The sequence below is a fragment of the Streptomyces sp. NBC_00090 genome (genome assembly GCF_045160815.1).
In the GTDB taxonomy this organism is placed as follows: domain Bacteria; phylum Actinomycetota; class Actinomycetes; order Streptomycetales; family Streptomycetaceae; genus Streptomyces.
Genome location: NZ_CP108224.1, coordinates 2186779 through 2205513, shown reverse-complemented (window position 1 = coordinate 2205513; position 18735 = coordinate 2186779). Strand labels below are relative to the sequence as shown.

At 74.0% G+C, this 18735-nt stretch carries 17 protein-coding genes; 11 read left to right on the top strand and 6 right to left on the bottom strand.

Annotated features, from left to right (window positions below):
- Positions 1 to 134: 134 nt before the first annotated feature.
- Positions 135 to 632: a cupin domain-containing protein gene (locus tag OG361_RS09735; protein WP_405852954.1), complete on the top strand. Its 498-nt coding sequence runs from the start codon at positions 135 to 137 to the stop codon at positions 630 to 632.
- Between the two features lie 7 nt (positions 633 to 639).
- Here OG361_RS09735 and OG361_RS09730 read toward each other — a convergent pair whose 3' ends face one another.
- The gene (locus tag OG361_RS09730) at positions 640 to 1410 is read right to left on the bottom strand and encodes an IclR family transcriptional regulator (protein ID WP_405852953.1); all 771 of its coding nucleotides are present in this window, start codon (positions 1408 to 1410) and stop codon (positions 640 to 642) included.
- A 150-nt stretch (positions 1411 to 1560) separates the two neighbouring features.
- On the opposite strand from OG361_RS09730, the gene OG361_RS09725 reads away from it, so the two are divergent.
- Positions 1561 to 3114 carry an aldehyde dehydrogenase (NADP(+)) gene (locus tag OG361_RS09725; protein WP_405852951.1) on the top strand — a complete coding sequence of 518 codons (1554 nt, stop codon included), beginning with the start codon at positions 1561 to 1563 and terminating at the stop codon, positions 3112 to 3114.
- 46 nt (positions 3115 to 3160) lie between these two features.
- On the opposite strand, the gene OG361_RS09720 is transcribed toward OG361_RS09725, so the two are convergent.
- The gene (locus OG361_RS09720) at positions 3161 to 4249 is read right to left on the bottom strand and encodes a zinc-dependent alcohol dehydrogenase family protein (RefSeq protein WP_405852950.1); all 1089 of its coding nucleotides are present in this window, start codon (positions 4247 to 4249) and stop codon (positions 3161 to 3163) included.
- A gap of 101 nt (positions 4250 to 4350) precedes the next feature.
- Between OG361_RS09720 and OG361_RS09715 the strand changes: the two genes are divergently transcribed.
- From OG361_RS09715 to OG361_RS09700, 4 genes are all read left to right on the top strand, one after another.
- The gene (locus tag OG361_RS09715) at positions 4351 to 5265 is read left to right on the top strand and encodes an AraC family transcriptional regulator (protein ID WP_384570166.1); all 915 of its coding nucleotides are present in this window, start codon (positions 4351 to 4353) and stop codon (positions 5263 to 5265) included.
- A 96-nt stretch (positions 5266 to 5361) separates the two neighbouring features.
- The gene (locus OG361_RS09710; RefSeq protein ID WP_405852948.1) at positions 5362 to 5856 is read left to right on the top strand and encodes a GNAT family N-acetyltransferase; all 495 of its coding nucleotides are present in this window, start codon (positions 5362 to 5364) and stop codon (positions 5854 to 5856) included.
- Between the two features lie 65 nt (positions 5857 to 5921).
- Positions 5922 to 6626 carry a DsbA family oxidoreductase gene (locus OG361_RS09705; protein ID WP_405852947.1) on the top strand — a complete coding sequence of 235 codons (705 nt, stop codon included), beginning with the start codon at positions 5922 to 5924 and terminating at the stop codon, positions 6624 to 6626.
- A 106-nt stretch (positions 6627 to 6732) separates the two neighbouring features.
- Positions 6733 to 7791 (top strand): aminotransferase class V-fold PLP-dependent enzyme, encoded by a 1059-nt coding sequence (locus tag OG361_RS09700; protein ID WP_405852946.1) that lies wholly within the window; start codon positions 6733 to 6735, stop codon positions 7789 to 7791.
- Between the two features lie 25 nt (positions 7792 to 7816).
- On the opposite strand, the gene OG361_RS09695 is transcribed toward OG361_RS09700, so the two are convergent.
- Positions 7817 to 8326 (bottom strand): MarR family winged helix-turn-helix transcriptional regulator, encoded by a 510-nt coding sequence (locus tag OG361_RS09695; protein ID WP_405852945.1) that lies wholly within the window; start codon positions 8324 to 8326, stop codon positions 7817 to 7819.
- A gap of 114 nt (positions 8327 to 8440) precedes the next feature.
- On the opposite strand from OG361_RS09695, the gene OG361_RS09690 reads away from it, so the two are divergent.
- Complete coding sequence (locus tag OG361_RS09690; protein ID WP_405852943.1) at positions 8441 to 9508, top strand: alkene reductase; 1068 nt, start codon at positions 8441 to 8443, stop codon at positions 9506 to 9508.
- An 88-nt stretch (positions 9509 to 9596) separates the two neighbouring features.
- Here the strand turns inward: OG361_RS09690 and OG361_RS09685 are convergent, their stop codons facing one another.
- On the bottom strand, positions 9597 to 10697 hold the full coding sequence (locus OG361_RS09685; protein ID WP_405862165.1) for a pyridoxal-phosphate-dependent aminotransferase family protein: 1101 nt from the start codon (positions 10695 to 10697) through the stop codon (positions 9597 to 9599).
- A 228-nt stretch (positions 10698 to 10925) separates the two neighbouring features.
- Here OG361_RS09685 and OG361_RS09680 point away from each other — a divergent pair, with 228 nt between their 5' ends.
- Complete coding sequence (locus tag OG361_RS09680) at positions 10926 to 12473, top strand: FG-GAP repeat protein (protein WP_405852942.1); 1548 nt, start codon at positions 10926 to 10928, stop codon at positions 12471 to 12473.
- Between the two features lie 52 nt (positions 12474 to 12525).
- Positions 12526 to 13611 carry an amidohydrolase family protein gene (locus OG361_RS09675; RefSeq protein WP_384570151.1) on the top strand — a complete coding sequence of 362 codons (1086 nt, stop codon included), beginning with the start codon at positions 12526 to 12528 and terminating at the stop codon, positions 13609 to 13611.
- Positions 13612 to 13698: 87 nt separating this feature from the next.
- Here OG361_RS09675 and OG361_RS09670 read toward each other — a convergent pair whose 3' ends face one another.
- Both OG361_RS09670 and OG361_RS09665 read right to left on the bottom strand, forming a co-directional pair.
- The gene (locus OG361_RS09670) at positions 13699 to 14265 is read right to left on the bottom strand and encodes a GNAT family N-acetyltransferase (protein ID WP_405852940.1); all 567 of its coding nucleotides are present in this window, start codon (positions 14263 to 14265) and stop codon (positions 13699 to 13701) included.
- Positions 14262 to 16466, bottom strand: a complete 2205-nt coding sequence (locus OG361_RS09665; protein ID WP_405852938.1) for a penicillin acylase family protein — start codon at positions 16464 to 16466, stop codon at positions 14262 to 14264. The genes OG361_RS09670 and OG361_RS09665 overlap by 4 nt, the downstream gene beginning before the upstream one ends.
- An 89-nt stretch (positions 16467 to 16555) precedes the next feature.
- Between OG361_RS09665 and OG361_RS09660 the strand changes: the two genes are divergently transcribed.
- Both OG361_RS09660 and OG361_RS09655 read left to right on the top strand, forming a co-directional pair.
- Positions 16556 to 17275: a siderophore-interacting protein gene (locus OG361_RS09660; RefSeq protein WP_405852936.1), complete on the top strand. Its 720-nt coding sequence runs from the start codon at positions 16556 to 16558 to the stop codon at positions 17273 to 17275.
- 310 nt (positions 17276 to 17585) lie between these two features.
- A complete protein-coding gene (locus OG361_RS09655) occupies positions 17586 to 18608 on the top strand; it encodes an SCO1860 family LAETG-anchored protein (RefSeq protein WP_405852935.1) in 1023 nt (340 codons plus the stop codon).
- The last annotated feature ends 127 nt before the right edge of the window (positions 18609 to 18735 follow it).

Below are 18735 nucleotides of genomic sequence, written 5' to 3'. Positions count from 1 at the left end.
CGCGGGGGAGAGGGCCTCCTCCCCGCCTCGGCCGGGAGGGCATCCTCCCGCCTCGGCCGGAGCGGAATTGACCCATGATTCCTGTGATCGATTGACCCATTTCCCCGGGTCAATGGCCCACTACAGTAGTGATCATGAACGAGATCGCGACCTTCGCCCCGCTCCTGACCCGCGCCGCCACCGCCGAGACCACCGCCGACCCGAGCAGCGTGATGACGCTCCTCGCCGACTCCGACACCACCGGCGGGCAGCTCACGAGCTACCGCTCCTCGTTCGCGAAGGGCGCGGTCGGCGCCCCGGCGCACTTCCACACCAAGGCCTCGGAGATGTTCTTCGTCCTCGGTGGCTCGCTTCAGGTTCTCGTTGGCGAAGAGCTGACCGTCTTGGAGCAGGGCGACTTCCTCCTCGTCCCGCCGCACACCCCGCACGCCTTCGCGGCGGCGCCCGGCGCCGAGGCCGACGTCCTCTTCGTCTTCACCCCGGGCATGGCCCGCTTCGACTACCTGCGACTGCTCGGCCGGGTCATGCGCGGCGAGGCGAGCTTCGAGGAGATCAAGGCCTCCTCGGAGCAGTACGACAACCACTACGTGGACAGCCCGGTGTGGCAGAAGGCCCTCGCCGAGCGCGGCTGATCGCCGATCAGAGGCGACGGGTCGCCAGCGTCAGCCGGTCCCGCGCGTCGAAGAGCGCGTCCTTGATCATCTGCTCGTGCGCCGGGGTGAGTCGCGCCACCGGCACCGAGCAGCTGATCGCGTCCCGCGCCGGGGTCCGGTAGGGGATCGCGATCCCGAAGCAGCGCAGCCCGAGCGTGTTCTCCTCGCGGTCCACCGAGAAGCCCTGCTCGCGGATGACGTGCAGCTCCTCGATGAGCTTCTCGCGGTCGGTGATCGTGTGCTCGGTCAGCGCCGGGAGGGTCTCGGGGAGCAGCTTGCGCACCTGCTCGTCGGTGTGGGTGGCGAGCAGCGCCTTGCCGAGCGAGGTGGAGTGCGCGGGCAGCCGGCGGCCGACCCGGGTGAACGGCCGCAGGTAGTGCTGGGACTGACGGGTCGCCAGATAGACGACGTTGGTGCCGTCGAGCCGCGCGAGGTGGATGGTCTCCGTGGTGTCGTCGGAGAGCCGGTCCAGGGTCGGCCGGGCGGCGGCCACGACCTCGTCGCCGTCGATGTACGAGGTGCCGACGAGCAGCGCCCGCACCCCGATGCCGTACCGCGTGCCGGTGGCGTCGGTCTCCACCCAGCCCAGCTCGACCAGGGTGCGCAGCAGCATGTACAGGCTGGACTTGGGGTAGCCGACGGCCTCCTGCACGGCGGCGAGCGAATGCATCCCGGGCCGCCCCGCGAAGTACTCGAGAAGCTCCACGGTCCGCACCGCGGACTTCACCTGTGCCCCACCCGCGTCAGCAGTCACCATGACCCTCGCCCCTCTTCCGTTGTCCGGCCGTCCGGTGGCCGCCCCGGCTGAGCGGGGCCCCTTGTGGAGACGGCCGGGCCGTCAATAGAGTCCCTCGCAGATCGTTCATCTACGGGAACAACGTTCAGAATAGCGAACAGGGGCGTAGCGGTGGCGGCAGAACCAGTGTGGAGTGTGGACCCCCGGACGGGGAAGCCGCGCGAGCAGGTTGCGGTGGAGGCCACAGCAGGGGAGGTCGACCGGGCCGTCCGGGCCGCGCACGCCGCCCGTGACGCCCTCGCCGACCGCACGGTGCGGGCCGCCTTCCTCCGTACCGCCGCCGACCTCCTCGACGAGGCGCGCGCGCACGTCATCGAGGCCGCCGACGCCGAGACCGCCCTCGGCCCCGTCCGCCTCACCGGCGAACTCGCCCGGACCACCGCCCAGTTGCGGAGCTTCGCCGAGGTCGTCACGGAGGGCTCCTACCTCGACGTCCGGATCGACCTCCCCGACCCCGGGGCCACCCCGCCCCGCTCCGACATGCGCCGCTGGAAGATCCCGCTCGGCGTCGTCGCCGTCTACGCGGCCAGCAACTTCCCCCTCGCCTTCTCGGTCCCCGGCGGCGACACCGCGAGCGCCCTCGCGGCCGGCTGCCCCGTGGTGATCAAGGCCCACCCCGATCACCCGGCCACCGCCGAGCTCTGCGCCGCCCTGCTGCGCCGGGCCGCCGCCAAGGAGGGCCTCCCCGAGGACGTCGTCGTCCTCGTCCACGGCTTCGACGCCGGCGTGGAGCTCGTCCGGCACCCGCTCGTCGCGGCGGCGGGCTTCACCGGTTCGGTACGCGGCGGGCGGGCGCTCTTCGACGCGGCCGCCGCCCGGCCCGTACCGATCCCCTTCCACGGCGAGCTCGGCTCCCTCAACCCGGTCGTGATCACCCCGGCCGCCGTCGAGGAGCGCGCCGAGGACCTCGGCACCGGCCTGGCCGGCTCCGTGACCCTGGGTGCGGGCCAGTTCTGCACCAAGCCCGGCTTCGTCCTGGCCCCCCGGGGCGAGGCGGGCGACCGCTTCCTCGCCGCGCTCACCGCCGGGGTCAGCGAGACCGAACCGGGCGTGATGCTCGACCACCGCATGCGGGACGCCTTCGTCGCCGGGGTCGCCGAGCGCGCCGCGCTCGACGGGGTGCGGACCCCCGTCACCCCGGGCGCGGGCGGCGAGCACACGGTCAGCGCCGGTGTCCTCGCCGTCGACGCCGAGCGGCTCATCGGGAGCGGCGGCGGGGAAGGTGCCGGGGACGCGGGCGGTGCCGGGGACGGTGCCGGAGGCGGCCACCGCCTCCTCCTGGAGGAGTGCTTCGGACCCGTCACCGTCGTCGCCCGCTACTCCTCCCGCGCGGAGGTCACCGCCGCCCTCGGCCTGCTGCCCGGCAACCTCACCGCCACCCTGCACATCGCCGAGCGGGACCAGGACGGCGACGCGGCCTCGCTCCTCGCCGAACTCACCCCGCTGGCGGGCCGCGTCCTCGTCAACGGCTGGCCCACCGGGGTGGCCGTCGCCGCCGCCCAGCACCACGGCGGCCCCTACCCGGCCACCACCTCCACCTCCACCTCGGTCGGCGCGACCGCGATCGAGCGCTGGCTGCGCCCGGTCACCTACCAGTCGACCCCCGAGCACCTCCTCCCGCCGGAGCTCCGCGACGGCAACCCGCTCGGGGTACCCCGCCGCTGACCCGCTGACCCGCTGACCCGCTGACCCGCTGACCCCTCCCCGGGGCTCAGTGCCGCACGCGCACCACGATCTTCCCGAGGTGCGCGTTGGACTCCATCAGCCGATGGGCGTCGGTGATCCGCTCCAGACCCTCGAAGGTCTCGGCGATCACCGGCGCCAGGGAGCCGTCGCGCAGCCCGGAGCCGATGAACCCGGCCGCAAGGCGCCGGCCCTCCTCGGTCCGCGCGAGCGCCCCGTTGGCGTACGTGTGCACGGTCTGCGGCCAGTTCATCGACAGCTCGACCGGCCGGGGGTCCAGCCAGCCGTACAGGACGGCCGTGCCGCCGGGCCGCAGCGCGTCGCCGAGCCGCGCGAAACCGGGCCCGCCGATCGCGTCGAAGGCCAGCTCCGCGCCCGCCCCGCCGGTGATCCGGCGCACCTCGCCGACCAGGTCCTCGGTGTCCGTGGTGATCACATGCGCGGCCCCCAGCTCCAGGAGCCGCTTCCGCTTGGCCTCGCCGCGCGTGGTGGCGATCGGCACCGCCCCGATCCGCAGCGCCGTCTGGATCGCGGCCGTCCCCACCCCGCTCGACGCCCCCGTGATCACCACGTGGTCGCCGGGGCGCAGTCCGCCGGTCAGGACCATCCCGCCGTACGCGGTGAAGTACGTCAGCCAGACCGCCGCCGCCGTCACCGCGTCCACGCCCTCGGGCCGGGCCACCACGTACTCCTCCGGCAGCACCACCCGCTCCGCGTACACGCCGTGGATCCCGAAGTCGAAGTTGGCCGCCGCCATCACCGGGTCGCCCGGGGCGTACGCGGTCACCCCCGCGCCGACCGCCTCGACCACCCCCGCCGCCTCGTAGCCGAGCCGCGAACCGGGCAGCGTCGCCGGGTAGTAGTAGGTGCCCGTGCGGAACAGCGCCTCGGCGCGGTTGAGCCCGATCGCCTCGACCCGTACGAGCACCTCCCCGGGCCCGGGGGCCGGGAGCGGCACCTCCTCCACGGTCAGCACCTCGGGGCCGCCGGTCTCGTGGAAGAGAACCGCCCTGGTCGTCCGGCCTGCTGCCGTGCCTGTGGCCGTGCCCGTCGGCGTGTCCGTAGTCGTGCCCGTAGTCGTGCCCGTGGTCGTGTCCGTCGTCGTGTTCGTCGTCATGTCTTCGACCGTAGGGGCGGGCGGTGAGACGATCCATATCCGTCTGGCTCCCCGTCATGTCCGATCGTCTCGACGGGAGGTGCGAGCGGTACGGTGACGGAATGGACGTACTGAGCGATGCCATCGCCGCCATGCGCACCGGGCGCCCGCACTCCTCCCGCACGGTCCGCTTCGCGCCCTGGGGCCTGCGCTTCCCCCCGAGCAGGGGCGCCGGATTCCACGTCGTCCTCCAGGGCACCGCCTGGCTGCTGCCCCCGGACGACGGCGCCCCCGTCCGGCTCTGCCCCGGCGACGTCCTCCTCCTCGCCCACGGCACCGGCCACGGCCTCGCCGACCGTCCCGACACCCCGCTCGTCGAAGCACTGCCGGCCCCCGACGGCTCCTGGCCCACGGCGCCCGACCGGGGGCCGGTCGGCGCCGAGGAGACCCTGCTCCTCTGCGGCGCCTACCAGCTCAGCCGGGCCCGCGCGCACCCCCTGCTCACCGAACTCCCCCCGTACGTCCACCTCCCCGCCCGGGTCGGCGCCCACCCCCGGCTCCGGGCCGCCGTCGACCTGCTGGGCGCCGAACTCGCCGAACCCCAGCCGGGTTCCGACGCCATCGTGCCCGCCCTGCTCGACACCCTGCTGCTCTACCTGCTGCGCACCTGGTGGCTCACCGAGTGCGCCGACCGGTCCACCGGCTGGTCGGCCGCCCTGAGCGACCCGGTGGTCGCCGGCGCCCTCCGCGCCCTCCACGACGACCCGGCCCGCGCCTGGACGGTCGAGGAGCTCGGCGCCCTCGGCGGCCTCTCCCGCGCCGCCTTCGCCCGCCGCTTCACCGCCCTCGTCGGCCGCTCCCCCCTCGCATACCTCACTTGGTGGCGCATGACGACGGCGGGCCGCCTCCTCCGCTCGGACGACCTCCCGCTCCGCGTGGTGGCCCAACGCTCCGGATACTCCTCGGAGTTCGCCTTCGCCAAGGCCTTCAAGCGGGAGTACGGGGTGGCCCCGGGGCAGTACCGCAAGGGCGCCTGAGCTCGGTCGGGCCCGGCGGCCCGGCAGGCGCAGCGAGGCCAGGGCCGGACCGCGGCCGCCGGAACCGGCGACCGGGCCGCCGCGTCCTGAAGGTTCATGATCAGGATCCGATACGCGACCGCCGACGATCTCGACGCCGTCACCGTCCTCCACGCCGAGGCGCGGGCCACCTACTACCGCGGCCACCTCCCCGAGTCCGACTACGCGGGCCCCGAGGAGCTGGCCCGCTCCCGGACCGGCTGGGCGGGCGCGATCGACCGCGGGGCCGTGCTCTGCGCCGAGCTCGGAGGCGAGGTCGAAGGCGAGGTCGCCGGGATAGCCGCGTACGGCGAACGCGACGGCCTCATGTACTTCAGCCAGCTGCACGTGGCCCCCGCCCACTGGCGCCGGGGCGTCGGCGGCGCCCTCCACGCCGCCTGCGCCGAGGCCTGGCGGGCGGCCGGCGTGACCACCGCCCGTCTGGAGGTCTTCGAGAAGAACGAGCGCGCCCAGGCCTTCTACGCGGCCCACGGCTGGACCCCGGACCCGGAGTCCCCGCGCTCCGGCAACCACCTGGTGCTCCGCCTCACACTGGGGCCGGAAACGGAATGAACCGGGCGGGTGGGGCGTTCCCGTCGACGAACACCCGCACCGGCAACCCCTCGGAGAGAAGTCACATGCGCGTCGAGATCTGGAGCGACATCGCCTGCCCGTGGTGCTACATCGGCAAGGCCCGCTTCGAGAAGGGCCTCGCGGCCTTCGCCCACCGCGACGACGTCGAGGTCGTGCACCGCTCCTTCGAGCTCGACCCGAACCGCGCCAAGGGCGACACCGGCCCCGTCCTGGAGATGCTCGCCAAGAAGTACGGCCGCACGCTCGACGAGGCCCGCGCCATGGAGGCGCACGTCGCCTCGAACGCGCACTCCGAGGGCCTCGGCTACCGCACCGACGGCCGCGACCACGGCAACACCTTCGACATCCACCGGCTGCTGCACCTCGCCAAGGAGCGCGGCCGCCAGAACGAGCTGCTCGACCTGGCCTACCGCGCCAACTTCGCCGAGGAGCGCTCCGTCTTCGACGCCGAGACCCTGGTGACGCTCGGCGTCGAGGCCGGTCTCGACGAGACCGAGGTCCGGGCCGTCCTCGCCGACGGATCGGCCTACGCCGACGCCGTACGGGAGGACGAGCGCGAGGCCGCCGAACTCGGCGCCAACAGCGTGCCGTTCTTCGTCCTCGACCGCCGCTACGGCATCTCCGGCGGCCAGCCCGCCGAGGTCTTCACCCAGGCCCTGGAGCAGGCCTGGCAGGGCCGCGCCCTCCAGCCGGTCGGCGGGGACGCCGAGGGCTGCGGTCCGGAGGGCTGCGAGGTCCCGCAGGCCTGACGCCCTCCATCGTCACCGCGCTGACCTGCGGAGATAAGTGCTGCTTGGGGTTTCCCCGCGATCTATCCCCATTGACGGGTGATCGTGGGGAATCCAGGGTGGGGGCATGGATTCCCTGGACCAGCCGCTCGGCGGCGCCGAGTTCGCGCCGAAGAAGACCTATCTGAACACCTCCGCCTGCGGGTTGCTGCCCCGCCGGACCATCGAGGCGGTCACGCTCCTCGCGGAGGAGACCGCCGACGGCCGCTCCGACGGCGCGGGCAGCTTCACGATCGTCGATGAGGCCCGGGCCGCCTTCGCGCGGCTGGCCCACGTCCCGCACGAGCGGGTCGCCGTGGGCAGCTCGGTCGCCGTGCACTGCGGAATGATCGCCCAGTCGATGCCCGCGGGCGCCGAGATCCTCTTCCCCGAGGGCGACTTCTCCTCCGTCATCACCCCCTTCACGATCCGCGGCGACCTCAAGACCCGCTTCGTGCCCCTGGAGCAGCTCGCCGAGTCCGTGCGCCCCGAGACCGCGCTCGTCGCCTTCTCCGCCGTGCAGTCGGCGGACGGTCGCACGGCCGACCTCGCGGCGGTACGGGCCGCGGCGGCCGCCCACGGCGCCCGGACGCTCCTGGACGCGACGCAGTCGGCGGGCTGGCTGCCGCTGCACGCGGGGGAGTGGGACTACACGGTCGCCGGTGCGTACAAGTACCTGCTCTGCCCGCGCGGGGCGTCCTTCCTCACCGTCACCGAGGAGGCGCAGGACTCGCTCCTCGCGATCCACGCCAACTGGGTCACGGGCGAGGAGCTGTGGGTGAACAGCTACGGCCCGGTCCGCGAACTGGCCCGCTCAGCGCGCCGCTTCGACGAGCCCGTGGCCTTCTTCTCGTACCACGGCGCGGCCCGCTCGCTCGCGCTGCTCGAAGAGATCGGCATCGACCGCATCGAGGCCCACGACAAGGGGCTCGCGGCCCGCTTCCGCGCCGGGCTCGTCGCGCTCGGCCACACGCCGGTCATGGACGACTCGACGGTCGTCGCGGTCCCCGGCCTCGGGGACCGGGCGGACGCGCTGCGGGAGGCCGACGTGCTGCTCTCCTCGCGCGCGGGCAACCTGCGGGCCTCGTTCCACCTGTACAACACGGCGGCGGACGTCGACCGGGTCCTGGACGTGCTGGCGGGCTGATCCGGTCCGAGCGGGCCCGCCGCCCTCAGCAGACTCCCGGCGGCGGCGGGCAGTCGCCCGCCTCGTCCGTCTCCTCGTGCAGGTTCTCCGCCACTAGGCCGAGCAGCCGGGCCAGCTCCGCCCGGTCGTCCGGGGAGAGCCCGCCCAGGGAGAGCCGCTCCAGGTCCGACCAGACGCCCTCGACGCCCTCGCGCAGCGACCGTCCCTCGTCCGTCGCCTCGACCAGGACCGCGCGCCGGTCGGCCGGGTCCGGTCCGCGGCGGACATGGCCGCACTGCTCCAGGCGCTGGAGCATCTTGGTCACCGTGGAGGCGTCGAGGCCCAGGGAGCGGATCAACTCGGACTGGCGGACCGGCCCGCAGTTCCAGAGCCGCATCATCATCATTTCCTGGCCCGGGTAGAGGCCGAGCTCCCGCAGCCGCCGTCCGGCGGCGATCCGGTGCAGCCGGGCCACGCGGGCCAGCGCGACGCCGACGGGCCCGCCGTGGGCGGCGGACGTCACCGCCTCGGTACAGACGGGGTCGGTTCCTGACATCGCGGGCTCCTCCTGAGGGTGTTCCCCCAGATTACCTTGGTCGGCCAATCAATGGGTTACAGTGACAACGGCCCATTTAGTTGGCCGACCACATAATGATGTGAGGGAACCGCCATGACCACCGCCTTCGACCCCGTCGACCTCGCCGGCACCCGTCTCGCCAACCGCATCGCCATGGCCCCCATGACCCGCAGCCGGGCCGAGGGCACCAGCCGCACCCCCACCGCGCTCGTCGCCGAGTACTACGCCCAGCGCGCCTCCGCCGGCCTCATCATCACCGAGGGCGCCCAGCCGACCGCCGTCGGCCAGGGCTACCCCAACACCCCCGGCCTGCACAGCGCCGAACAGATCGCCGCCTGGCGCGAGGTCACCGACGGCGTCCACGAGCGGGGCGGCCGGATCTTCGTCCAGCTGATGCACGCCGGCCGGATCAGCCACCCCACCGTCCTCGGCGACGGCCTCCACCCCGTCGGCCCCTCCGCGGTCGCCCCGGCCGGACAGCTCTTCGCCGGCTCCGGACTCATCGACTTCGTCGCCCCGCGCGAGCTCACCGCCGACGAGATACGGGAGACGATCGCCGGCTTCGCCGCGGCCGCCCGCAACGCCGTCGAGGCCGGCTTCGACGGCGTCGAGATCCACGGAGCCAACGGCTACCTGATCCAGCAGTTCCTCGCCACCGGCTCCAACCACCGCACCGACGAGTGGGGCGGCCCGGTCGAGAACCGCATCCGCCTCGCCGTCGAGGTCGTCAAGGCCGTCGCCGCCGAGATCGGCCCCGAGCGCACCGGCCTGCGCATCTCCCCGGCCAACACCTACAACGACATCACCGAGACCGACACCGCGGAGATCTACCCCGCCCTCGTCGAGGCGATCGACCCGATCGGCATCGCGTACCTGCACGTCACCGAGCCCGCGCCCGAGATCCGCGAGCTGACCCTCGCACTCCGCAAGGCCTTCTCCGGCACCTTCATCCTGAACCCGGCCACCGAAGGGCCGACCGGGCCCGACGCCCTGGCCCTGATCGAGGACGGCACCGCCGACCTCGTCGCGTACGGGGCGCTGTTCCTCGCCAACCCCGACCTGCCCGCCCGGCTGCAGGCCGGCGGCCCGTACAACACCCCGGACACGGCCACCTACTTCGGCGGCGACCAGCGCGGCTACACCGACTACCCGGCGCTGTAAGAGAAGAAGAGAGAAGAGGGAAGAGAGATGCGCGAGGGGGCGGGGGGCCGGCACCCGGCCCCCCGCCCCCTCGCACACGCCGACCGCCCTACTTCCAGGTCTCCGTGACCGCGCGCCGCGCGCCCTCCGGGTCCACCGTGCGGCCCGCGTCGCCGAGCGCCGCGCCCAGCGCCGCGAGCGAGGACTGCACGGCGCCCGGGGTCGCGTCCACCCCGTAGTGGTTGACCCGGATCATCTCCTTGGCCAGCGCCCCGCCCCCCGCGATCAGCGGCAGCGACGGGTCGGCGGCCAGCGCCTTCGACACGAGCTCCGAGGCGTCCACCCCGGTCGGTACGCGCAGCGTCGTCGCGACCGGAGCCGCGTCCTTCGCCTCGTACACGTACGGCTCCAGACCGCCGCCCAGGGCCAGCGCGCCCGCCCGGGTCGCCGCCGCGGCCGAGGCGTGCCGGGCCATCAGCGCGTCCAGACCCTCCGCCTCGATCCGCTCCACACAGGCCTCCAGGGCCAGCATCTCCAGCTGCGCCGGAGCGTGCAGCAGCGCCTTCCGGCCGCCGTCGATCCACCGCTCCTTCCAGTCCAGGAGGGAGAGGTACGAGCGGCGCGGCGCGGCCGGGTTCGCGGCGAACCGCTCCCAGGCACGCGCGCTCACCGACACCGCCGAGACGCCCGCGGGACCGCCCATCGCCTTCTGCGCGCCGATGATGCACATGTCCACGCCCCACGCGTCCGGCAGCACCGGCTCCGCGCCGATCGAGGCCACCGCGTCCAGGTAGAACAGCGCGCCGTGCGCCCGCACGACCTCGCCGATCTCCGCGACCGGGTTGGTGTTCCCGGTCGCCGCCTCCGCGTGGACGAGCGACACGAAGTCGATCTCCGGGTGCTCGGCGAGCGCCCGCTCCACCTGGGCGGCCGTCACCGCGGTGTGGAAGGGCACCTCCAGGTCGACGACGGTCGCCCCGCAGTCCCGGAGCCAGTTCCCGAAGGTCTGCCCGTACGGACCGGTGACGACGTTCAGCGCGGTCGAACCGGCCCGCGCCCCGCTGCGGATGCACCCCTCCAGCGGAAGCAGCGCCTCGCCCTGGGTGATCACCACGTCCTGCTCCGTGGAGAGCAGCGCTGCCACCCGTCGCTCGATGGACGCGAAGTGCGCGGCGGTCAGCGGGGCCAGGTCCAGGAGCGGATGTGTCACGGTCACGGCGGTGCCTTCTTCGACTCGGTTCGGTGCGGGCGAAACTCCCGATCAGGTTACCGACGGGCGACCCCGCCACCCCTTGTACCACCTGCACAAAAGGGATCTTCGTTCCGGTACAACCGTCAAGGGACATCAGGTGTCCAACAGGACGACGGACCGGGCACGGGCCCCGTCCGGCGCACCCCCCGCAGCCGCCCGGAACCCTCCGACACCAGGAGCCGCTCCATGCGCAAGCACCGTTCCGCCGCCCTCGCCGCGGCGACGCTCCTCCTTCTGACCGGTGCGGGGACCGCGACCGCCCCCGCCGCCTGGGCCGGGGTGCCCGGCGGCACCCGCGCCGACGACCGCAACTGCGACTTCGACGGCGACGGCTTCGACGACGTCCTCGTCGGCGCGCCCGGCGCGGCCGTCGGCGGCAAACGGGGCGCCGGTCTCGTCACCGTCCAGTACGGCTCGCCGCACGGCATCGACACCCGCGCCGCCACGGTCGTCAGCCAGAACACCACCGGGGTGCCCGGCGCCGCCGAGACCGGCGACTCCTTCGGCGCCGCCGTCGCCACCGGCGACCTCGACGGCGACGGCTACGACGACGCCGTGATCGGCGCCCCCGGGGAGGACATCGGCACCGCCGCCGACGTCGGCGGCGTGATCATCCTGTGGGGCTCCCCGCACGGACTCGTCGGCACCGACAGCCTCTGGGTCGACAGCCTCCTCGGCCCGGTGGCCGGGGCCCGCTTCGGCTCCGCCCTCGCTGCCGCGCGGTTCACCGCCGAGACGCCCGGGGACCAGCTCGTCGTCCTCGACCGCCGGTACACGGAGTGGCACCAGTTCGGCTCCCTGCCCCGGCCCGGCGAGCCCCGCATCGACACCCACCCCCGCTCGCACAGCAAGAGGGCGCTCGACCGCACCGCCGTCGTACGGAGCGGGGCCCGCACCGCCGAGGAGCCGCCGCCGCCCCGCGACCTCGTCGCGAAGTCCGTCACCACCGGCGACTACGACAAGAACGGCTTCGCGGACCTGGTGATCACCGGAGTCACCACCGGAGCCGAACCCGGCCACGGCTGGTCCTGGTACCTCGCCGGGCAGACCGACTCCCTCGTCTACCAGCGCGAGCTGCGCGGCGGCCCCGTCGCCGCCTCCGGCGACATCGACGGCGACGGCTACGACGACCTCGTCACCGGCGAGCCGCAGAGCCCCGACGACGGCGGCGAGACCATGACCGGCGGCCTCGTCGGCGTCTACCGGGGCGGCCCGAACGGCCCCGCCGGAGCCACCGGCGTCGGCACCCCGCCGCAGTGGTGGACCCAGAACTCCCCGGGAGTGCCGGGCGACTCCGAGCGCGGTGACGGCTGGGGCGCCGACCTCTCCCTCGGCGACACCGACCGCGACGGCTACGCCGACCTCGCGATCGGCGCCCCCGGCGAGGACAACGGCACCGTCGCCGACGCCGGCATGGTCACCGTCCTGCGCGGCACCGCCCGGGGCCTGACCGGCACCGGCGCCGCCTCCTGGACCCAGAACTCGCCCTCCGTACCGGGCACGGTCGAGAAGGGCGACAAGTTCGGCGGCCAGGTCCGGCTCGTCGATCCCAACGCCGACGGCCGCTTCGGCCTCCTCACCGCCGCCCCCGGCGAGGACACCGAGGACGGCTGCGTCTGGGTCTTCTCGGCCGGTACGGGCGGACTCACCGCCACCGGCTCGTGGACCGTCAACGCGGGCACCTTCGGCGGCCCGTACCTCGACGCCCGCTACGGGGCCGCGATCGACGAGTGACCCCCCCCGATCGGGGGTCCCGGCCGGGCACCCGCCCTCGTACAGTGCACACATGAGCGATCGCGCGGTGCTGCATGTGAAGGGACGGGTGCTCGTCGGCCCCGAGGACGTACGGGACGAACTGTGGTGCGTCGACGGGCGGATCACCTTCGACCGGCCCGCCGCCGAGGCGGTCACCGTCGAGGGGTGGGCGCTGCCCGGACTCGTCGACGCCCACTGCCACGTCGGCCTCGACCGGCACGGCCCCGTCGACGAGGCGACCAGCGAGAAGCAGGCCCTCACCGACCGGGACGCGGGCACCCTGCTCATCCGCGACGCGGGCTCGCCCTCCGACACCCGCTGGATCGACGAGCGGGAGGACCTCCCCAAGATCATCCGCGCCGGCCGGCACATCGCCCGCACCCGCCGCTACATCCGCAACTACGCCCACGAGATCGAGCCCGCCGACCTCGTCGCGTACGTCGGCAGGGAGGCCCGGCGCGGAGACGGCTGGGTCAAGCTCGTCGGCGACTGGATCGACCGCGACGCGGGCGACCTCACCGCCTGCTGGCCGCGCGCCGAGGTCGAGGCGGCCATCGCCGAGGCGCACCGGCTCGGGGCCCGGGTCACCGCGCACTGCTTCGCCGAGGACTCGCTCCGCGACCTGGTCGAGGCAGGCATCGACTGCATCGAGCACGCCACCGGCCTCACCGAGGACACGATCCCGCTCTTCGCCGAGCGGGGCGTGGCCATCGTCCCGACCCTGGTGAACATCGCGACCTTCCCGCACCTCGCCGACGGCGGCCAGGAGAAGTTCCCGCGCTGGTCGGCCCATATGCGCAGGCTGTACGAGCGCCGCTACGACACCGTCCGCGCCGCCTTCGACGCGGGCGTCCCCGTCTTCGTCGGCACCGACGCGGGCGGCTCCCTCGCCCACGGACTCGTCGCCGAGGAGGTCGAGGAGCTCACCCGGGCCGGCATCCCGCCGATCGACGCACTCTCGGCCACCGCCTGGGGAGCCAGGTCCTGGCTGGGCCGCCCCTCCCTGGAGGAGGGCGCCCCCGCCGACCTCGTCGTCTACGGCGAGGACCCGCGCGCGGACGTCCGCGTCCTCGCGGCGCCGCGCCGGGTCGTCGTCAACGGCAGGGTGGTCGGCTGACCGACGGGCCGGTCAGGCCAGCCGACCACCCGGCCGACCTGACGGGCCGGTCAGGTCAGCGGACCACCCGGCCGACCGACGGGCCGGTCAGCGGGTCAGGAAGGCGAGCCGTGCTTTCTTCTCCGGGATGAAGACCTCCGGAAGGTCCACCTCGGGCAGGACGACCTCCGGGCCCGGCTCGAACCCGGCCCGGACCATCCGGGCGATCGCCTTCTCGTTGGCGGCGTCCGGATCGACCACGACCCGGGTGTGGTCGCGCAGCACGAACTCCACCAGCGTCCCGAGCAGCCGGCCCGAGAAGCCCGGCTCGGGGGAGGCGATCGGCGCGAGCATCAGGTGCACGCCGATGTCGCCGGGCAGCACCTCGTAGCACTCGCCGACCCGGTCGGCCTCGGGGTCGTACGTCTGGAAGAGGGCGACCGGCTCCCCGTCCCGGCTGACCAGGTAGCCGTGGTGGGTGGTGAGCGAGTCGAGGTGCGCGTAGATCTCGCGCACCTGCTCGACGCTGGTCCCGCCCATGCCCCAGAAGCGGGCCCGTTCCTCGTTCACCCAGGCGTGGATGAGGGGGGCGTCCCGGTCGGGGTCGACAGGGACGACGCGGACGGTGCCGAAGCCCTCGACGGCCTGTTCGTACACAGCGGTGGCGGTGGTCATCGTGATTCCTCGTGCTTTTCGGTGTGCTTCTCGGTGCGCTCTTCGGTGAGCAGGTTCCAGTCGGTCGTGACGGGGGCGAGCTCGCCCCGCAGCCACAGGGGGAGCTGGTCGCGGTGGTGCGGATCGCCGGGCACCCCGGACGCCCCGAACGGCACGATCCAGCGGCTCCGTTCGCGGTCGGCGAGGTCCCAGACGTAGCGGGCGGCGGAGGCGCGCGCGCTGCGGTCGGTCCACCCGGGCACGCTGGAGGTGGACAGGACGCAGTCGTGGTCCCCCGCGAGCCCCGGCCACTGGGCGTCGTCGGGGTCGGGGAGGGCCTGCCAGGGGGCGAGGCGGTGGGTCACGCCCCAGGCGGCGGGCGGTTCACCTGCCCCGACCTCTTCCAGGGCCTCGCGCACGATCCGGTCGACGTCCGCGGCCGGCACGGGTCCGGCCGTGAGGAGGGTCTCCAGGGCGAAGGCGACGCGCGGCCCGAGGGCCAGCCAGGGGCGGAACAGCTCGGGGTACGGGGCGGGTTCGCGCAGCGCCGCGAAGGCCTCGTGTCCGGCGAGCCGGCGCACCACGGCCCCGCGCACGGCGGCGTACAGGCCGGCGTCGGTGCTCTCCGCCGCCATCCGCCGGTCCCAGGCGAGGAGCCGCTCGCGCACGGCGGAGGCGGCGGGGGAGAGGCCGCTCAGGTCGAGGCCGCCCCGGCCGAGGCCGTCTCCGTCGAGGCCGTCCCGGTCGACGCCGTCTCCGGAGAAGCCGCCCCCGTCGAGGCCGCCCCCGGCCCGCTCCACCTTCGCGAGGAGACGGGCCGCCGAGGGGTTGTCGGTGTCCGTGTGGACGGCGGCGGTGGTCTCCGGGGTCCAGTCCGCCGAGGCGCCGAGGAGCTCGTCGATCCGGGCCGCCCGGTGCGGCGGGGCGAACTCGACGCCGAGGGGCGCGGCGAGCCCCCGGGCGTTGGCCATGACGGCGTGGCCGCGGACCTCGGCCCGGGGCAGCGGAGCCGGTTCCGGCTCCCACGCGTGCGCGGGCTCCCAGGCGGGGACGAGGCGCAGGGAGTTGGCCCGGTGGCGTACGGGTACGTGGCCGGCGACCCGGTGCAGCAGCCCGCCCCGGGTGTCGGCGGCCTGGACGACGTTCACGGGCTCGACCCAGCCGTCGAGGGCCGCGTCCACGTCCGCGACGGTCCGGGCGCGCAGCAGCCCGGGCAGGACGCCGAAGCCGAGCTCCCCGGTGACCCGGGGCGGGTACCGGAGGGCGACGGCCTCCCACTCGGGGGAGCCGCTCCCGGGCTCGTCGTCCGCTCCGATGATCACGGGACCGCGCTCCGTCTCGACCACCTCGATCACGACGGGTTCCCCGCCCGCGACCTCGATCGTCTCGGTGTGCGTCGCCGCGGGGCGCCACCCCTCGGGGCCGAGGGCCTCGACGCCGCCTCCGGGGAGCCGGCGGAGCCGCTCCCGGTACAGGTCCTGGTAGTCGGCCATGGCGTTGGTGATCGCCCAGGCCACCGAGCCGGTGTGGCCGAAGTGGGCGAGTCCGGGGATGCCGGGCACGGCGATGCCCACGACGTCGTACGCGGGGCAGGCGAGCCGGATCTGCTGGTAGACGCCCGGCGCCTCGATGAACCGGTGCGGGTCGCCGGCCACCAGGGCCGCGCCGCTCGCGGTCCGCTCGCCGGACACCACCCAGCCGTTGGAGCCCGCGGTGCCGGGGCCGTCCGTGGCGAAGAGCTCCGTCCACTCCTCGCCCAGCCGCGTGGCGACCTGCTCCCGCCACAGCTTGGTGGGGAAGCCGGCGAAGAGGATGTGGGTGGAGAGCCAGACGGCGAGCGGGGTCCACGGCTCCCACCGCCCGGGCGTGAGGCCGGTCTCCGTGAACTCGGGCGCCCGCCGCGCCCCGTCGGCCATGCCGTCGTTGACGCCGTCCACGTACGCCCGGACCCAGGCGGCGGTCGGCGGGTCGGAGCGTTCGAGCCGCTCGTAGCAGCGGCGGGCGGTGTCGGCGAGCCGCGCCCGCCGGGCGAAGGTGTCCCAGCCGAGTTCGGCGGCGCCGAGGAAGGCGGCCGTGCCGCCCCGCGCCCGGTGCCGCTCGACCTCCAGCTGCCAGGCGCGGTCGCGGGCGGTGACGCGCCCCTGGGCGAAGGCGAGTTCCTCCGGGTCCGCGGCGCGCAGATGAGGGACGCCCCAGGCGTCCCGGTAGACCTCGATGCTCACGGAGACCCCGATCCCGTCCGTATCTTTTCCAGAACCTTAGGTTAGGCTGACCTAAGTAAATCTACAGGAGTCCAGGGGAGGAGATCACAGTGGGTCATGGCTGGCAGGGGGCGGTCCTCAAGCTGTTTCGCGGCAAGGACTTCACGTTCACCGTGACGGGGGCCGAGCAGGTCACCGAGGACTACCGCAGGGTGCACTTCACGGACGGCGGCCTGCTCGCCGCCGCCGGGATCCACCCGACGATGTGGGTGCGCCTCTGGTTCGACGACGCGGGCAAGCCGCACCAGCGCGCCTACACCCTGGTCGACCCCGACCTGGCCGCGGGCACCTTCAGCCTCGAATTCGCCCTCCACGACGGCATCGCCAGCCGCTGGGCCCGCGCCTGCGCCCCCGGCGACACCGTGGAGGCCACGCTCCAGGGCACCGGCTTCGAGGCCCCCGACCCGACCCCCGGGCGGCTGCTCGTCGTCGGCGACCCGGCCTCGCTGCCCGCCGTCAACTCCCTGCTCGACGCGCTCCCGGGGGTGCCCGCCACCGTCTGGTTCGAGACGCAGCACGCCTCCGACGAGGAGCTGCCGGTCCGGCTCGACCCCGCGTGCCACGAGCTGCGCCGGGTCCCGCGCCAGGGCGGCGGCGCCGAACTCGTCGCCCGGGTCAAGGCCGAGCTGCCCGAGCTCGCGGACGCGGCCTCCTACGTCTGGATCGCCTGCGACACGGCGACGACCCGCACCCTCGCCACGTACGCCCGCAAGGAGCTGGCCCTCCCCAAGGAGCGCGTCCACGCCCTCGGGTACTGGCGCGCGAGCTGATCGCGGCCGGGACGGCGGCATGTTGACGATCCGTTACCCGGACCCGTGACCGGTCGTTCTCACCTCTCGCGCGCGTTCCCGCACGCGTCCGCTCGTACGAAAGACGCGGGGCGTGCGGGAACGGTTGTGTCGAGAAGATTCGAAAATGAACACGGAAACCCCCCTTTGGAGTGAACTCACGTCAGGCGACTGTGGGTTCACTCTCCGTGCGTAAAGATTCCGGTGTCTCAAGTCGCCGAGGCCGCGCCGACCCACCGTCCCCGTGGTGAGCGGCCGGCGACGCCATGTCTCTTGTGGGGGTTCCACCATCTTGAACAGCAACACCTTCCGCACGCCCGTACGCCGCTCCGCCGCCGCCGCGACCGTCGCCGCCCTGGCCGTCGGTCCCGTGCTGCTCGCGGCCCCGGCGGCGCACGCCACGGGCGGCGAAGGGCGCGCCACCGCAGTCGTCCTGCGGACCGGTCTCGACGTCTCCCTCCTCGGCAAGACGGTGAACGTGCCGGTGCGCGCCTCCCTCAACGAGGTCAAGGCGCCGGAGAGCGAGAGCGAGACCGCGCTCACCGTGAAGGTGCAGGGGGCCGAGGGCGGTCAGCCGATCGACATCCTCGCCGCCGATGTCGCCACCTCGACGGCCACCGTGGACGAGAGGAAGGCCGAGGGGTACGTCAACCTGGTCAAGGCCCAGGTCCACGTCCCCGGCATTCCCGCGCTCTCCCTCGTCGAGGTCCAGAAGGTCACCTCCAAGGCGCTGTGTGAGGTGGGGAAGAAGCCGGTCGCCGAGTCCAACGTCCTCGGGCACGTGATCGTCTTCGGCAAGAAGACCACCCTGTCCGCCGGCGGCCGGACCCAGGTGAGCGTGCCCGGCGTCGGCAAGGTCACCCTGGACCTCTCCCGTACCTCCACGACCTCCCGCACCGCGGCGGCCACGGCCCTCGAACTCAAGGTGGAGGTCGACCCGTTGAAGCTGGGTGTGGCCGAGGTCAACGGCACCGTGACGCTCGCCGAGGCGACCTGCGAGACGCCGAAGGGCCCGGCCCCGACCGAGCAGCCCACCGAGAAGCCCACGGAGCGGCCGACCGAGAAGCCGACCGAGCAGCCCACGCAGGAGCCGAGTGAGCGGCCCTCCGAGCAGCCCTCGCAGCAGCCCTCCGCCCAGCCGAGCGGCGACGGCGGCGTGAAGACCAACAACGGCGGCACCACCCCCACCGAGAACCTCGCCGAGACCGGCGGCTCCTCCGCCACCTCGTACATCGCGGCGGGCGCGCTCGCCCTCCTGGTGGCCGGCGGCGGCGCACTGGCGCTCACCCGCTCGCGTGCCCGCTCGCGCGGCTGACAGCCCGAGGGGGAGGCGCCGGGGGCGCCGGAGGAGTAGGGGAGCAGGGGGAAGCGGGGGTGTGGGGGAACGGGGGGGAGCGGGGGAGTGGGGTGGGCGATGGTGACGACATCGCCCACCCCACGCC

What these genes read in the sequence shown, in the direction of transcription:
- OG361_RS09730 (WP_405852953.1), bottom strand. Translation starts at nt 1,410, where the DNA reads ATGGTGACTGCTGACGCGGGTGGGGCACAGGTGAAGTCCGCGGTGCGG.
- OG361_RS09715 (WP_384570166.1), top strand. Translation starts at nt 4,351, where the DNA reads ATGGACGTACTGAGCGATGCCATCGCCGCCATGCGCACCGGGCGCCCG.
- OG361_RS09690 (WP_405852943.1), top strand. Translation starts at nt 8,441, where the DNA reads ATGACCACCGCCTTCGACCCCGTCGACCTCGCCGGCACCCGTCTCGCC.
- OG361_RS09680 (WP_405852942.1), top strand. Translation starts at nt 10,926, where the DNA reads ATGCGCAAGCACCGTTCCGCCGCCCTCGCCGCGGCGACGCTCCTCCTT.
- OG361_RS09675 (WP_384570151.1), top strand. Translation starts at nt 12,526, where the DNA reads ATGAGCGATCGCGCGGTGCTGCATGTGAAGGGACGGGTGCTCGTCGGC.
- OG361_RS09695 (WP_405852945.1), bottom strand. Translation starts at nt 8,326, where the DNA reads ATGTCAGGAACCGACCCCGTCTGTACCGAGGCGGTGACGTCCGCCGCC.
- OG361_RS09735 (WP_405852954.1), top strand. Translation starts at nt 135, where the DNA reads ATGAACGAGATCGCGACCTTCGCCCCGCTCCTGACCCGCGCCGCCACC.
- OG361_RS09710 (WP_405852948.1), top strand. Translation starts at nt 5,362, where the DNA reads ATGATCAGGATCCGATACGCGACCGCCGACGATCTCGACGCCGTCACC.
- OG361_RS09720 (WP_405852950.1), bottom strand. Translation starts at nt 4,249, where the DNA reads ATGACGACGAACACGACGACGGACACGACCACGGGCACGACTACGGGC.
- OG361_RS09705 (WP_405852947.1), top strand. Translation starts at nt 5,922, where the DNA reads ATGCGCGTCGAGATCTGGAGCGACATCGCCTGCCCGTGGTGCTACATC.
- OG361_RS09700 (WP_405852946.1), top strand. Translation starts at nt 6,733, where the DNA reads ATGGATTCCCTGGACCAGCCGCTCGGCGGCGCCGAGTTCGCGCCGAAG.
- OG361_RS09670 (WP_405852940.1), bottom strand. Translation starts at nt 14,265, where the DNA reads ATGACCACCGCCACCGCTGTGTACGAACAGGCCGTCGAGGGCTTCGGC.